The 15,329-nt window shown below is 35.3% G+C and carries 12 protein-coding genes; 8 read left to right on the plus strand and 4 right to left on the minus strand.

The features are described 5' to 3' along the window. Window positions 1–170: 170 nt before the first annotated feature. The 3 genes from ppdK to ACFIK7_RS08415 form a co-directional block, all read right to left on the minus strand. Complete coding sequence (gene ppdK / locus ACFIK7_RS08405) at window positions 171–2,837, minus strand: pyruvate, phosphate dikinase (protein WP_375631392.1); 2,667 nt, start codon at window positions 2,835–2,837, stop codon at window positions 171–173. A 177-nt stretch (window positions 2,838–3,014) separates the two neighbouring features. Next, a complete protein-coding gene (locus ACFIK7_RS08410) occupies window positions 3,015–3,674 on the minus strand; it encodes a DsbA family protein (RefSeq protein WP_273791562.1) in 660 nt (219 codons plus the stop codon). Between the two features lie 82 nt (window positions 3,675–3,756). After that, window positions 3,757–4,257, minus strand: a complete 501-nt coding sequence (locus tag ACFIK7_RS08415) for a DUF721 domain-containing protein (RefSeq protein ID WP_273791561.1) — start codon at window positions 4,255–4,257, stop codon at window positions 3,757–3,759. 203 nt (window positions 4,258–4,460) lie between these two features. Here ACFIK7_RS08415 and mutY point away from each other — a divergent pair, with 203 nt between their 5' ends. Next, window positions 4,461–5,519, plus strand: a complete 1,059-nt coding sequence (gene mutY / locus ACFIK7_RS08420; protein WP_375663222.1) for an A/G-specific adenine glycosylase — start codon at window positions 4,461–4,463, stop codon at window positions 5,517–5,519. 756 nt (window positions 5,520–6,275) lie between these two features. Here the strand turns inward: mutY and ACFIK7_RS08425 are convergent. Further along, on the minus strand, window positions 6,276–7,364 hold the full coding sequence (locus ACFIK7_RS08425) for a site-specific DNA-methyltransferase (protein WP_375613050.1): 1,089 nt from the start codon (window positions 7,362–7,364) through the stop codon (window positions 6,276–6,278). 371 nt (window positions 7,365–7,735) lie between these two features. Between ACFIK7_RS08425 and ACFIK7_RS08430 the strand changes: the two genes are divergently transcribed. From ACFIK7_RS08430 to ACFIK7_RS08460, 7 genes are all read left to right on the plus strand, one after another. After that, window positions 7,736–8,431, plus strand: coding sequence for an HAD family hydrolase (locus tag ACFIK7_RS08430; RefSeq protein WP_375663223.1), 696 nt, complete (start codon window positions 7,736–7,738; stop codon window positions 8,429–8,431). A gap of 877 nt (window positions 8,432–9,308) precedes the next feature. Then, window positions 9,309–9,542, plus strand: coding sequence for a hypothetical protein (locus ACFIK7_RS08435; RefSeq protein ID WP_273791557.1), 234 nt, complete (start codon window positions 9,309–9,311; stop codon window positions 9,540–9,542). Window positions 9,543–10,435: 893 nt separating this feature from the next. Further along, window positions 10,436–10,792 carry a hypothetical protein gene (locus ACFIK7_RS08440; RefSeq protein ID WP_273791363.1) on the plus strand — a complete coding sequence of 119 codons (357 nt, stop codon included), beginning with the start codon at window positions 10,436–10,438 and terminating at the stop codon, window positions 10,790–10,792. A gap of 174 nt (window positions 10,793–10,966) precedes the next feature. Beyond that, entirely contained in the window at window positions 10,967–11,329 is a 363-nt protein-coding gene (locus tag ACFIK7_RS08445) for a hypothetical protein (RefSeq protein WP_273791362.1), read from the plus strand. Between the two features lie 216 nt (window positions 11,330–11,545). After that, window positions 11,546–11,908, plus strand: a complete 363-nt coding sequence (locus ACFIK7_RS08450) for a hypothetical protein (RefSeq protein ID WP_273791361.1) — start codon at window positions 11,546–11,548, stop codon at window positions 11,906–11,908. Window positions 11,909–12,546: 638 nt separating this feature from the next. Continuing rightward, window positions 12,547–13,944 carry a threonine synthase gene (gene thrC, locus ACFIK7_RS08455; protein WP_375663224.1) on the plus strand — a complete coding sequence of 466 codons (1,398 nt, stop codon included), beginning with the start codon at window positions 12,547–12,549 and terminating at the stop codon, window positions 13,942–13,944. 82 nt (window positions 13,945–14,026) lie between these two features. Further along, window positions 14,027–15,301 (plus strand): M16 family metallopeptidase, encoded by a 1,275-nt coding sequence (locus ACFIK7_RS08460; RefSeq protein ID WP_375631389.1) that lies wholly within the window; start codon window positions 14,027–14,029, stop codon window positions 15,299–15,301. Window positions 15,302–15,329 lie beyond the last annotated feature (28 nt).

The following is a 15,329-nucleotide window of genomic DNA, read 5'->3' on the forward strand; positions in this document are numbered from 1 at the left end:
GTCTATCCTGCTTTATATTTTTTCTTATAAACTTCTAAAAAAAGCACTTTCTCGCGTAACATAACTTATCGTGCATTTTAGAAGCATTTTTATTCCCTTTATTAAAGAAAATAAAAGAATATATAAAAATTTATTTCAGTAATAACGATACAACAAAAAATATTAACCCATTACATCCTTTTTGCTATTGCGGCCTGAGCTGCTGCTAAACGAGCAATTGGTACTCGAAAAGGAGAACACGAAACATAATCTAGGTTATTTTCTTCGCATAAAGTAATAGAAGCAGGATCGCCTCCATGTTCACCGCAAATTCCCAATTTTATTTTTGCACGCTTTGAACGTCCACGCTGTGCAGCAATGGTAATAAGTTCCCCTACTCCATCACGGTCAATAGACACGAAAGGATCTTGCTCTAAAAGACCTTTTTGAAAATAGGTTGCTAAAAAAGGAGCAGCATCATCACGGGAAATCCCAAAAGTAGTTTGTGTCAAATCGTTTGTTCCAAATGAAAAAAATTCAGCAGTTTCAGCAATTTCATCTGCTCGAAGTGCCGCCCTTGGAAGTTCAATCATCGTCCCAACCATATATTGAATAGTGCTTCCCTTTTCTTTCATCACTTCCTCAGCAACCTGATCAATACGCGCTTTTACAAAATCGAGTTCAGATTTAAGCGCAACCAGTGGCACCATAATTTCAAGCATAACAGGAGATCCAGATTTTTGGGCAGCTTCTGCTGCTGCTTCAAAAATCGCCCGCGCTTGCATTTCTGCAATTTCAGGATAAGTAATAGCTAAACGGCATCCTCGTAATCCAAGCATAGGATTAAATTCGTGCAACTGCTGAGCGCGTTCAGCAAGCACTTCAGCAGAAACCCCCATAGCTGTTGCAACATCAAGAATTTCTGCTTTCGTTTTAGGCAAAAATTCATGTAATGGTGGATCTAGCAAGCGGATAGTAACAGGTAAACCACACATAATTTCAAATAATTCACTAAAATCTGAACGCTGCATTGGCAAAAGCTTATCTAGTGCTTTACGACGACCACTTTCATCATGACTTAAAATCATTTCACGCATAGCAACGATACGTTCATCAGAAAAAAACATGTGCTCCGTACGGCAAAGACCTATACCTTCAGCCCCAAAAGATCGCCCCATACGGGCATCAGATGGTGTATCAGCATTAGCGCGAACTCTTATACGTCGCATCCCATCAGCCCATTCCATTAATTTTGCAAAGTCTCCGCAAAGCTGAGGCTGCAACATTGCAACTTTCCCTTTGAAAATTTCTCCACTTCCACCATCAATTGTGATAACATCACCCTTTTTTAAGCTTTCTCCTGAGGCAAACAACGTATTTGTGTTATAATCAATCCGCACACTGCCAGCACCAGAAATACATGGTTTTCCCATCCCCCGCGCAACAACAGCAGCGTGACTTGTCATACCGCCACGCGTTGTTAAAATTCCTTCTGCAGCATGCATACCATGAATATCTTCTGGGCTTGTTTCTACACGGACCAAAATAACTTTGCGACCTTCCGCCGACACAGTTTCTGCCTCTTCTGAAGTAAAAACAATTTCACCAGTTGCGGCTCCAGGAGAAGCAGGTAAACCACGTCCTATAACAAAACGTTCTGCTTTAGGATCAAGTGTTGGATGCAAAAGTTGGTCCAGCGACTTTGCATCAATACGCATCACAGCCTCTTCACGGTTTATTAACCCCTCCTCAACCATTTCAATTGCCATCTTGAGAGCCGCACGAGCCGTGCGTTTTCCTGAACGAGTCTGAAGCATCCATAATTTACCTTTTTCAATGGTAAATTCGAGATCTTGCATATCCCGATAATGCTGCTCAAGCTTCTGCGCAATCTGACATAATTTCAAAAAAGCCTCAGGCATAATTTTTTCTAACGATGGTCTATTTGAACCAGCAACAATACGCGCACTTTCTGTAATATTTTGAGGCGTTCGAATGCCCGCCACAACATCTTCCCCTTGCGCATTAACTAAAAATTCACCATAAAGTTCTTTTTTCCCTGTCGATGGATTGCGTGTAAAAGCAACACCTGTTGCCGAATCTTCTCCCATGTTACCAAAAACCATAGCTTGCACATTAACTGCCGTTCCCCAACTTTCAGGAATGCTATGTAAACGGCGATAAGTAACTGCGCGTGCCGTCATCCAACTTGAAAAAACGGCTCCAATTGCCCCCCATAACTGTTGTTCAGGATCTTGTGGAAAAGGGGTTCCTAATTTTTCTTCAACATAGGCTTTATAAGAAATAATAACATTCTTCCAATCATCTGCTGTCATTTCTGTATCAATAGTGTAACCATTGCATGCCTTTGCTTCATCAAGAATCTCTTCAAAATACGAATGGTCTAGCCCCAAAACAACGTTAGAATACATTTGGATAAAACGCCGATAACTATCATAAGCAAAACGTTCATTATTGGCTTGTAAAGCAATGGCTTTTACAGTCTCATCATTCATGCCAAGGTTAAGCACTGTATCCATCATCCCTGGCATAGAAGCCCTAGCCCCTGAACGAACAGACAGCAAAAGTGGCTTTTGCTCACTCCCAAATTCACGTCCTGTTTGTTCACCAACACGTCTTAGTGCTTGCTTAACAGATTCCTGTAGCTCTTCTGGATATGATTTGTCATGGGCGTAATAAAAATTACAAACTTCTGTTGTCAGCGTAAATCCTGGCGGTACGGGCAAACCAAGATTACTCATTTCTGCCAAATTAGCCCCTTTACCTCCGAGAAGGTTACGCTCACTTGCACTTCCTTCTGCCTTTCCATCTCCAAAACTATAAACCCATTTTTTCACTGTACAAATCCTCCCATATCAGCATCAAAACATCATTCAACCGAGGCTCATTTAAAAGCAATGATTTGATTCAAAATTGGCTCAAAAACAATATCGCTTCATAAATGCATAATATTAATCCTTCCAAAGGAGATAATGGCCAAAAGTATCACTATCCATCTTCTGGAAGATTAAGATTCAGTTTTTAAGAAAACTATCAATCACCGAAAAAAATTCTTCTACTTTCATGGCACCTTCATATTTACTACCATTAATAAAGAAAGTAGGTGTTGCTGTGACACCAAGCTCTTTACCGCGTTCAAAAGATGCATTTACTTCATCTAAAATGGACTGATTTTTCAAACAAGCAGTAAAACTTTCATCTGTAAAACCAGCCATTAAGCCAATTTTTTTCAATGGTGTTAGAGCATTTTTTCCGAAAGCCCATTCATTTTGTTTTTGAAATAAAACTTCTATCAAAGGAAAATAGCGATCTTCTGGTGCACACCGTGCCAACATAAAACCTGCTGTTGCCCGAGGATCAAAAGCATATTCTCGGAAAATAAGTTTTACTTTTCCTGTTTTGATATATTTTTTACGAATTTGGGGAAGTATATCATTATAAAAATGCGCACAATGGGTACATGTCAACGAAGCATACTCAACAATGACGACTGGTGCATCCGCCTCTCCCTCAAAGCGATCCTTTACTTTACCCGATTGGAGAAGCTCTGCCATATCAACAGTTGTTGCCACTGGTTTGGGATCACGCGCTAAAGCAACTGTTACACTGTTTTGTACAATCGTTATGAAGAGAAAAATTATCCCGAAAGATAAAAAAGAACGATATTTTACCATAAATAATACTTTTCTGTTGTTATTAACAAATAGGAATCCAATGCTTTCTCATATATTAAAGAAAAATATATAAAATATCTTTCTATTTATTATTTTTTTCCAAGAAAATGCAACAGCCAAGTTTATAAAGTGCTTGGTGCAAGCTTTTATCTTCAATTCCTTCAAGCATTTTTTCCACGCATTTTTTGTCTTGTTCACTCAAAGGCGGTTTTAGAGGCAAGTGATTCATAAAAACCGACATACTCCTTTGCTCAATCTTGATGCGATCAATAGCAATATAGCCAAAAAATCCGTTAATTCTATGAAGTAATTCCTCTGTTTCATGCATCAATTTTAACGCAGCAAATCCTTCACATGCGACAACAAGTGTTGCTGGCTGAAAAACTTCATCTTGATCTGCACGACGTTTCCAAATAATTTTAAGCGGCATTGTATGTTCACTGATATCATAGCCCGCAATCTGTGGCCAATGTTCTATAAGCGCTACATTAAGCCCTGTCCGTTTGCGTAAAACTGGATCAAGTATTTTGTATACCGTCTCAGAAAGAGAATAAAAGATACGTTTTTTAAGTTGTTTTCTCATTTTTAGATCATTGTTCAACCGCTTACTAAATTAAAATCATTTGTTTCATCTAAAAATTGTTGCCTCCTCAATTTATGAAATATCAACAAAATAAAAAGCCTTTTCTCACCAGAGCCTTGACAATAAAAGAGCAAAAAACATGAATTGCAAAATAAATAATTTTTTCTTTTGCATTTTATATCTCCCTATGCTTGAAAGCAATCATGTATGAAATTTCTTCGCACCTCCTTGCTTGGTACGATCAAAATCACAGACATCTTCCATGGCGGATTACCCCTGAAAAGCAAAAACAAGGTATCCGTCCTGATCCTTATCAAGTTTGGCTTTCTGAAATCATGCTTCAACAAACAACCGTTGAAACAGTTAAGCCTTATTTTAAAAAATTTCTAAAACTATGGCCTGATCTTTTCTCTTTAGCAAAAGCCTCACAAGATGATATCATGAAAGCATGGGCTGGACTTGGTTATTATTCACGCGCACGTAATCTTAAAAAATGTGCGCGACAGCTTGTTGAAAACTACGCGGGACAATTTCCACAATCTGTAAAAGAATTGCGAACTCTAGCCGGTATTGGAGATTATACTGCCGCAGCCATTGCTGCGATTGCTTTTAACCACCCTGTAGCAGTGGTTGATGGTAATGTCGAACGTGTGGTAGCGCGACTTTTTGCTATCACTTCAATATTGCAAAAAGCAAAAGTTGAAATTAAAGAAAAAACACAAAAAATTACTGCTTTAAATCGTCCTGGTGACTTTGCTCAAGCAATGATGGATTTGGGAGCAACAATTTGTACTCCACGCAAACCATCTTGTTATACCTGCCCTCTTCAATGTTTATGCAAAGCAGAAAAGATGCAACAACCGGAGTCTTTTCCAGTTAAAGCCCCTAAAAAAGAACGCCCTTCAAAAACAGGTATTGCTTTTGTGGTCCTTAATAAAAAGAGACAAATTTATTTGGAAAAACGACAGACGCAAAAGCTCCTTGGTGGAATGACCCAAATTCCTAACAATATTGGCTTAAACAACGAAAATGGCCTCCAAAACGCACCCTTTACTGCCAATTGGCAATTCAAAGGACAAATTACGCATGTTTTTACTCACTTTTCTCTAAAACTCGATGTTTACTATACCGAAGATGTTCATGAAATGAATTGTGAAAATGGTTGGTGGTGTAACATTCAACATCTTACCGAAGAAGCATTACCTACTGTTATGAAAAAAGCCATTTCCGTAGCACTTCCCAATTCTTTCAGATTTAAATAACCTTCCCTATTCATAAAAATGTTTTCTAACAGAGACTTTTGTATCTCTAGCGATTATTTATTAATCTGCAAAAGAAAAATTAAAAAAATGAAATAACCAATTTTTTCTACAGATAAGAATTAAGGAGGAATAGAAAAGCTTAGAAATCTTAAATTTAAATTTCAGGTTCTATCCTTTTTTCGCTTATGAAGGAGTAAGTCGGCTCCATCGTTATATTTACCAGCCCCCTCAACATCCCTTGGTACGTGAAACGGTTCATAAGAGGTACTTTTAGTTCTTTCGTTAACAATTTTTATTCACACGCCAACCCCGTTTATGACATGCAAGCAAGTAATTTTCATCGATTCAATATGGAACAAGTTTGAAATGAAAAAACTTGACGATATTCCGAGGGCAATTCAATATGAGTTGCGTTAAATTATCTTTATAAATAAATACATTTTACGCACTTTACAGATGTACGTATTCAAAAAAGCACTTAATTTGGAACTTCTGAATGAACCTTTTAATTCTGATATTTCATTTTTATAAGCTTATATTGAAATTTTACTGTCTTGGAACTAAAACTAGAACATAGAGTGAAAATTTCTCATTTTAATTTCTTCTACAAGAAGCATAAAAATACTCGCTTGCCGCTTACAAGCGAGATTAGTGTGTCAATAAAAAACATCTAAGAAAGGCATAAAACGCCCTCACGTCCATCTTAATCAAGATCAGGTACATTGGTGGTCAATAGAATGAAGCGATCAGCTTAGTTCATAAAACACCCGTTTTTAACATTTGTGAACGTATGATCATTCTTAAATGATCTATGGACTTCAACCGTCCATTTTCCTCATAATACCAAAAGGTCCAACCATTACAACTCTGCGAATCTTGAGCCTTTCTTCCCATTGCGTGAATTGAACCCGCTTCACCACCATGCATAATCGTACCATCAGCTCTTACAATAGCAGATACTTGCTTCTTACGATCATAAAGAACTTCTCCAGGATAGAGTAAACCTGCTTCAAGCAAACTGTTGAATGCTACGCGCGGTTCTGCTTTTTTTCTATCCAAAATCGCTAGTTCTGGTTGCGCTAAAGGTTGAACCGCCGCAATTCTCTCACATGCTGCATCGATGTAATCTTGCTCGCGCTCAATCCCAACAAAATCACGCCCTAAAAGCTTGGCAACAGCACCTGTTGTTCCCGAACCAAAAAACGGATCGAGAATAACATCACCAGGTTTACTAGAAGCCATAATAATACGCGCTAATAACGCTTGCGGTTTTTGTGTTGGATGCAATTTACGCCCTGAATCATCCTTTAAACGTTCAGCTCCAGTGCAGAGAGGGAAAAGCCAATCTGAACGCATTTGTAGATCTTCATTTGCCGCTTTTAAGGCATCATAATTAAATGTGTACTTTTTATCTTTTTGATCTCGCACGGCCCAAATAAGCGTCTCATGAGCATTTTGAAAACGGCGCCCTCGAAAATTAGGCATCGGATTATTCTTGCGCCAAATAATATCATTAAGCATCCAAAAACCTAAATCTTGTAATGCCGTCCCAACCCGAAAAATATTATGGTAAGATCCGATAACCCAAAGTGTTCCGTTGGGTTTTAATACACGACGACAAGCAAGCAACCATGCACGGGTAAAAGCATCATAAGCAGCAAAACTCTCAAACTGATCCCATGCATCATCAACCGCATCAACAAGCGAATGATCTGGACGGTATAAAGCTCCATCCAATTGCAAATTATAGGGTGGATCTGCAAAAATCATATCAACAGAATGTTTTGGAAGTTTTTCTAGAACGGAAACACAATCTCCTTTAAAAATTTTATTGCGCCATGGCATTTGTGAGGGGATACGAAGGAAATCTTTTTGAAGCTGAATAACTGTCATGAAAAACCCAACAAAATTAACTAAATTTGCCCTATAATCAACTAAAATAGTTTATAGGCCCGCATTACCAATCCATATTTACAAAATAGCGTAAACGTATCGTTAAAATTCTACAAAATTGATAATTGTTTTTGTTTTTTTAGTAAAAAAAACTTTCACATGAATGAAACCTTAATTTTCTTTTTTTCAATGTACTGTTCCCATATCTTTTATTTCGTAAAAGAATTAAGAATCATTTTCAAAACTTATTTTTATGAAATAAGATCCTCTCAATATCGTTTTCATGAAAGTTGTCCATCTCGTAACATGTAAAGGAATATCTTATGCCTCAGATAGATCTTATTATTTTTGATTGTGACGGAGTTCTCGTTGACTCTGAATATCTTGCAGCAAAAATTGGATCACAATTGCTCAAACAAGCAGGATATGAAATATCACCCGAAGAATTGAGTGAGCGTTTTGCAGGGCTTATCTTTCGCGATATTCTTAAACACGTTGAACAGGAAACAGAAAAACCAATTTCTGCTCATCTCATAGACCAAATGACTAATATTTTTCGTACACAAATAAAAACTAAATTACGGGCTATTGATGATGTAAGAGAAGCTGTAGAAATTATTCAAACACGCTATCCCTACTGTATCTGCTCTAATGCAAAAAGCGTAGATATAAAAGAGATGCTCACCACGGTTGATCTCTATGACCTTTTTGAAGGTAAAATATTTTCAGCACCTGAAGTTGGAACAAAAAGAACGAAACCGGCCCCTGATGTTTTCCTTTTTGCCGCACAACAATTACAGGCAGAGCCCCAAAACACTATCGTTATAGAAGATTCACTTCATGGTGTACACGCAGCCGTAGCAGCAGGCATGCGTGTCATCGGCTTTACGGGAGGATCACATAGCTATTTTGGCCATTCTAATGCACTTGCAGAAGCTGGTGCAGAAACAGTTATTGCAAAACATGCTCATTTAGGAGAAGTCTTAGAAGCAATGGCAGTATGGCGAGATCTATTATAAAAAATCTCTTGAATATATCAATTTGTAAACTCTTGTAAGAAGCATTTTTATTCAAATGTCCTTCTCTTCTCGCTGCTCCTTTTATAATAACTTCAATAAATGCGTAATTCACGACACGGGTGAATTGCATCTCAATGTGAAGGAAAAATATAGCGCCTCATTGAAATCATAAGTCTGTTAACCATTGCACGTGCTTTTAAAAAAGCAAAAAACAGGGGTGCCAACTCATAAAAATTAAACCCTACTTATCTATCTCAACTCCGATATCCCACTCCCAACCTCAGCAGCTCATCCTGATAAATTATTATATTTGTCAAAAAAGGAATATTACGATGCCTTGCTCGATAAGATGTGAGAATTGCTAGCCTCTTTCATCTGATCAAAAAAATCACATACTATGGTAAAATTGTAAGGGATGTGCCTATTGATCATGGAAAAAAATATTAAAATTCGCGGAATCTATGGAACACAAGAGTTTATTGAAAATGACAAAAGCGTCCTTGTTGAGTTACACGGGCTTATATTTACTCAATCCAAATCTCGTAAACTTGTTGAAGGCTTATTTACTTTGCTGCTCAAACAGTATTTTAACAGCATCAATTAGTACAACCTCCCTAAGATTACAAAAAACAAAAAGAATACATTTTTATGAAAAATGTGCCTTTTATAAAAAACATTTCATACCAAGTAATTTACAGACAACATGTTGATTTATAATCAATAATTAATCATTATTCAAATTAAGCCAAAAAACCGAATATTGTAAGATCCTCTCATTTAAAATCTGGATATGCTGAATTAAAGAAATAAAAATGCCTTTTAATGAATTATCTCAAAAGGCAAAAATTAGTAGCAACATTAGGAGCGAGCAAAGTGTATGGCACTACCATCTTTCTTCTTTATAAACGTCAAAAATTCTGATGTCCTAAGAATTTTATATTATGGGACTTTATCATCATATATAGCGTTGCAAAATAGGCTTGAGTACCTTGAGAACGGTTTCTTTAAAAAAGCACTTAAATATGAAACATACAATCATGTTAAACAACGTACAGAGATACCAGTAGTTGCTCAAAATTTTCCAAAAGCACTTAATAGACTTTTTAAATAAGCAATGAAATCAGATCTTTTCAAAAGTAATCCAACTTTAGGAAAAACACCCTTTCTAAAAATAAAAGCGGCTTTTCAGTTTGGAAAGAAGAACATGTCGAAAAATATTATCCAATGCTGATCTTTCGGCACTCATAAATATGTCTGAATTGACATTCTTCTATACACTTTACATCATAGTAATACGCCGCTCACATTGGCGAGAAAAAGATAATATCATTTATCTCTATCCAATTCGAGCTCTACTTTCCACTATGAGAGAGCTGTATATTTTTTAGTATCTATAACATATTATTGTCTATAAGATAAATGTATATAATTAATAGTTAAGTAAGCAGTAGTATTATGCTATCATGATGCAATTAATAATCATTGAATAATAACTTAATAATATCTATATAACACATATTATTACAATAATGACTATCTATAATAACTCATATAAATAATAATATTTTAGCATGTTCATTAATATTTTAATTTTTAATAATATTTTTATAAATACATCATAATTTTTATGTTTTTATTATAATATCTATAATAAATAAATTTATATATTTATTATGTAAAAAGTTTGATCAACTTTATTATTTATAATTGTATTAAAAAAAATAATATTAATATCATTTTATAAAAATCATACGATAACCACGTGTTGTTTTATATATAACACATAATAAGATATTTCATAATTTTTTTAAAAAATATTTTTGTAATTATTACTGTTACTTTTTTACAATAATGTTTATAAAAAATTACAGTTATATTTTTATATGTATTTTTATTATTGACTAAAAATACATATTGAAATATATAAATTATATATAGTGTGAGATACATAAACATTATGTATATTTCTTACATATATAACTTAAAAATATTTGAGGTAAAGTTATGATAAAAATATTTAAAAATTATATCTTAAGCATTTTTATAGCGAGCACTTTTTTTATTTCACAAACTGTAAATGTTAATGCAAACTATTTGAAAAATGATACTCCAAAAGAGGAACTTTCTGTTTTCCCAATGGAACAAGTAAAATATGCGACATCCGATGTAGTTTCTACGACTGCTTTCTATGTTCCATCTGTAAATTATCAAACAGAAAATGGAACAACTGGTGAAGGAAAATTAGAAAAGGTCGTTGAGCCTATAACTATAGGAATGGGACTATTGTTTACTGGATATGCAATGAGCTTTATAGGATCGATAATAAGTTGGATAAAGGACATAGTATTGATGTTCAAATAATTCAACCTCATCTAGAACTCTAGAATATTAGCTTCATTATATGTCTATAATTTATTGTAAATAATTACATAATGAAGCTCATCTTTCTACAAAATATAAATGTTGTAGATTATATCCAAATATCCAAAGTATAAATTTACGCATATATATAGTATAAAATATTTGAGGTAAATTATGATTAAATTATTTAAAAATCATATATTAAGTATTTTCATTATGTCTGCCTTTTCTCTTTCTCAGGTTGTAAATGTACATGCAAACTCTTTGCAAAATAGTACTCATCGTGAGAATACTTTTGTTTCTGCAATAAAGCAGAAAAGAAAGGATGCAGTCCATACCGTTTCTCTCTATAGACCCAGTCTAAATCGTGGAGTGAGTAATGAAACTACTATTGAAGGAAAATTTGAAAAGGTCGTTGAACCTCTTACAATCGGGGCTTTTGGTATGGGGATGGCACTTGGATATGCATCAAGTACGATAGGCATGTTTTTAGGATGGATAATAAGTAAAATAATATCGTGTTTTAAATCTCGTTAGAATTGAAATTTCATCAGAATAAAACCTTCTCATATGAAATATAAACTATGGATATATTCTGTGTTGATCGATTGTTGATGACACAAAACTAATGAATTATCACACTAAGAATGAAAAAAGCTTTAAATGCTTCTGTTTCTCTCAATGTGCACTAATTCTGCCGACAAATCTATTCAATTCAGATTAAAATAAAAGTAAAAGTATTGGTGAAAAATTATGATTAAAGTATTGAAAACTTACGTATTAAATATTTTAATAGCAGTTTCTTTTTTGCTTTCACAAGTTATAAATGTTCATGCCAATCATTTGAACAATGATACTCAATGGGAAACTGTCTCTTTAATAGAACAAGGAAAGAAAAAAGCTATCGATATAGCGGCTCTTTATGTCCCAAGTTTCACTCATAAAGCAAAAAGTGAATCTGCCTTTGAAGGAAAATTTGAGAAAGTGTTTGAACCAATTACGCTAGGAATTTTTTCTACAGTAGGAGCTTTAGGTTTTGGATTCTTGACTGGATTTGTTATGTCCATATTTAGCGGAATAATCGGATGTGCAATAGGAAAAATTAAAGGAAAATAATTCAAAGATACTCAGTATTTTTTCTATTAAAAATGAGAATACTTTACAGCCTGCTTCACATCATTTAGCAGGCTGTTGTATGTTTTCTATGGATAAACTTTAAGTTACCATACTGTATAGCATAAATATAATATCTATTATTATACAAAATGATAAATTATGCTAAAAAAAGATTATGCAAAGTATAGATTTGCGCACGAAATGCCATAAAATTACCTTATAAATCTTCCAGTGTGAATTCTGAGATGTATCATTTTAATATTCGGTTTAGCAGATGTAATTGTTACAAAGTATATAAGAGCATAAAATAACTATGAATGATTGAGTTTTATACAAAAGTTCTTCAGTAACTACCATTCTATCTATTTAATTTTATTATTTTAGAAGGTGCACAAGTGAAGATACGTTGTAAAATTTAAGTGAGTGAATAATCGAGAGGAAATTTTCGTCTGCAACAGATTTTCTGTGAACATTTGACGTTTATATCTTAAAAATAAAAATGCTTAAGACTATTTCCTTTCATTATTGAGTTAAAAAGAAGAAAAGAAGCTCTATCCATTTAATAATTTAAATATTATGAAAAACGTGAAATAAATAACTTCACCAATTTGCCAGAAATAAAAAAAAGGATAAGACTTATGGAATATATCAGCACGAGAGGTGAAGCTCCTGCTTTAAGCTTTACGGAAACAATCATGACAGGGTTGGCAAGTGATGGGGGACTTTATTTGCCAGATAAATTTCCTCAGCTATCATTTGATGCGTTACGAGCACTTCGTGGTCAATCCTATACAACAATTGCTAAAACTATTCTGTGGCCCTTTGTGAATAACGAAATCGAATATACAGCTTTTGAAAATATGATCGCTGAATCTTATGCAACCTTTCACCATCCAGCAATCTGTCCGTTACGACAAACTGGAGCAGATGAATTTATCCTTGAACTCTTTCATGGTCCTACTTTAGCTTTTAAAGATGTAGCAATGCAGTTTCTTTCTCGACTGATGGATTATGTTTTGACTGAAAAAAATAGATGTGCAACGATTATTGCTGCAACATCAGGTGATACAGGTGGAGCTGCGATACAAGCTTTTGCTGGAAAAGAACACTCAGATATTTTTATTTTATTTCCTAAAGGACGTGTATCACCTGTTCAACAACGGCAAATGACAACCAATCAATGTTCAAATGTTCATGCCATTGCCATTGAAGGAAATTTTGATGATTGCCAAGCCCTTGTCAAAGCAATGTTTAATGACCACAATTTTCGTACAAAAAGAGCACTTTCAGGTGTGAATTCTATAAATTGGGCGCGTATCATGGCGCAAATTGTTTACTATTTTTCATCTGCACTTTCTTTAGGAGCTCCTGATAGAGCTGTTTCATTTACTGTTCCTACTGGAAATTTTGGTGATATTTTTGCAGGTTATGTCGCAGCCCGTATGGGATTACCCATTGCTCAACTGGTCATCGCAACGAATGATAACGACATCCTTGTACGTACATTGACCAGTGGTACTTATGAAACACAACCAATAGTCCATACAACATCACCTTCTATGGATATTCAGGTCTCTTCTAATTTTGAACGTTTGCTCTTTGAAAGTGGCAATCGTGATCCAATCTGGATTCGCAATGCAATGGAAAACTTGAAAAAAACGGGGCTCTTTACTCTTGATGAAAAGCAACTCAAAAATATTCGTTCCCTATTTTCCGCCGGGAAAAGCAACATGGCTACAACAGCTCAAACAATTGATAGTGTCTATAAGGAAAGTGGCTATCTTGTTGATCCACATACAGCGGTTGCTCTTCAAGTAGCGCGTGAAAACAAAAAACCGCATATTCCAATGATCGTTCTTGCCACGGCTCATCCAGCTAAATTTCCTGATACGATTAAAAGCGCTTGTGGCCTTCATGCTCCATGGCCATCTCATCTCAATGATGTAATGAAACACGAAGAACATTTTATAAGTCTTGCTAATGATAAAAAAATAGTAAAAGATTATATTTCTTTAAAATCGCGTGCATCTTATTAAAGTTAGCTGCATTAATTTAAATCAAGAATATTCTAATACCTTTACAATGAGGTATTTAGCTTATTAATGGAGTTGTAAATACATGGATGTAGATATATGTCGCCTTAGTAATGGTTTGACTATCGCCACACATACAATGCAACAAATTGATAGTGTTGCCCTCGGGATATGGGTTAAAGTGGGCTCACGCAATGAAACCTCCACACAGCATGGTATTGCTCATCTTCTTGAGCATATGGCTTTTAAAGGAACCGAAAACCGCACTGCTTTTCAAATTGCAACCGATATTGAAGATGTTGGCGGTGAAATAAATGCTACAACCAGTATTGAAACAACAGCTTACTTTGCACGTGTACTTAAAAGCGATATCCCTCTTGCTATAGATATTTTAGCCGATATTTTAATGCATTCAAAATTTGACGACAATGAACTAGAACGAGAAAAACAAGTAATCTTTCAGGAAATTGGTGCTGCCCATGACACTCCTGATGATATTGTTTTTGATCATTTTACAGAAACAGCCTTTCGTCATCAATCCCTTGGGCGCTCTATTTTAGGAACAGCTAAAACTATTCAATCATTTACATCTACTGATCTCCATGATTTCATCAATAAACAATATAGTGCAGATCGTATGATTGTCGTTGCAGCAGGAGCTGTAAAGCACGAAAGTTTCGTGCGAGAAGTTGAAAGTCGTCTTGGTACTTTTCGCTCCCATTCAACCGCACCTCTTACTAATCTTGCAAATTATGTCGGTGGCGACTTTCGTGAATATCGCGATTTAATGGATACACAAGTTGTTCTAGGGTTTGAAGGACGCGCTTATCACGCGCGTGATTTTTATGCGGCCCAAATTCTTTCAATCATTCTTGGTGGTGGTATGTCTTCACGTCTTTTTCAAGAGGTAAGAGAGAAACGTGGGTTATGCTATTCTATTTATGCTTTTCATTGGGGATTTTCAGATACTGGACTTTTTGGTGTTCACGCAGCTACCGGACAAGAAGGGCTCAAAGAACTTATTCCTGTGATTCTTGATGAACTTTCCAAGGTCAGCAAAAATATTCACGCTAATGAACTACAACGAGCACAAACGCAATATCGTGCGAACCTGACAATGTCACAGGAAAATCCTTCTAGTCAAGCACATCTCATTGCTCGCCAAATACTCCTTTATGGTCGACCAATTCCAATATCGGAAACAATTGAACGCCTCAATCTCATTACTCCTAAAAGATTAACTGATTTAGCACATCGTCTTTTTACAAACTCCACACCAACACTAACTGCTGTCGGACCTGTAGGACCCCTCATAAATTTTGATGATTTAACGTCAACTCTTTCATACAAGCTAAAGTAAAAATTTCTTTTCAAAGCAGCATCACAAT

The organism is Bartonella sp. CL266QHHD (assembly GCF_042195355.1).
Taxonomy (GTDB): domain Bacteria; phylum Pseudomonadota; class Alphaproteobacteria; order Rhizobiales; family Rhizobiaceae; genus Bartonella.

Bases quoted from the DNA above. Each gene is read 5' to 3' on its own strand.
- ACFIK7_RS08410 (WP_273791562.1), bottom strand. From the start codon at position 3,674: ATGGTAAAATATCGTTCTTTTTTATCTTTCGGGATAATTTTTCTCTTC.
- ACFIK7_RS08415 (WP_273791561.1), bottom strand. From the start codon at position 4,257: ATGAGAAAACAACTTAAAAAACGTATCTTTTATTCTCTTTCTGAGACG.
- mutY (WP_375663222.1), top strand. From the start codon at position 4,461: ATGTATGAAATTTCTTCGCACCTCCTTGCTTGGTACGATCAAAATCAC.
- ACFIK7_RS08425 (WP_375613050.1), bottom strand. From the start codon at position 7,364: ATGCCATGGCGCAATAAAATTTTTAAAGGAGATTGTGTTTCCGTTCTA.
- ACFIK7_RS08430 (WP_375663223.1), top strand. From the start codon at position 7,736: ATGCCTCAGATAGATCTTATTATTTTTGATTGTGACGGAGTTCTCGTT.
- ACFIK7_RS08435 (WP_273791557.1), top strand. From the start codon at position 9,309: ATGGCACTACCATCTTTCTTCTTTATAAACGTCAAAAATTCTGATGTC.
- ACFIK7_RS08440 (WP_273791363.1), top strand. From the start codon at position 10,436: ATGATAAAAATATTTAAAAATTATATCTTAAGCATTTTTATAGCGAGC.
- ACFIK7_RS08445 (WP_273791362.1), top strand. From the start codon at position 10,967: ATGATTAAATTATTTAAAAATCATATATTAAGTATTTTCATTATGTCT.
- ACFIK7_RS08450 (WP_273791361.1), top strand. From the start codon at position 11,546: ATGATTAAAGTATTGAAAACTTACGTATTAAATATTTTAATAGCAGTT.
- thrC (WP_375663224.1), top strand. From the start codon at position 12,547: ATGGAATATATCAGCACGAGAGGTGAAGCTCCTGCTTTAAGCTTTACG.
- ACFIK7_RS08460 (WP_375631389.1), top strand. From the start codon at position 14,027: ATGGATGTAGATATATGTCGCCTTAGTAATGGTTTGACTATCGCCACA.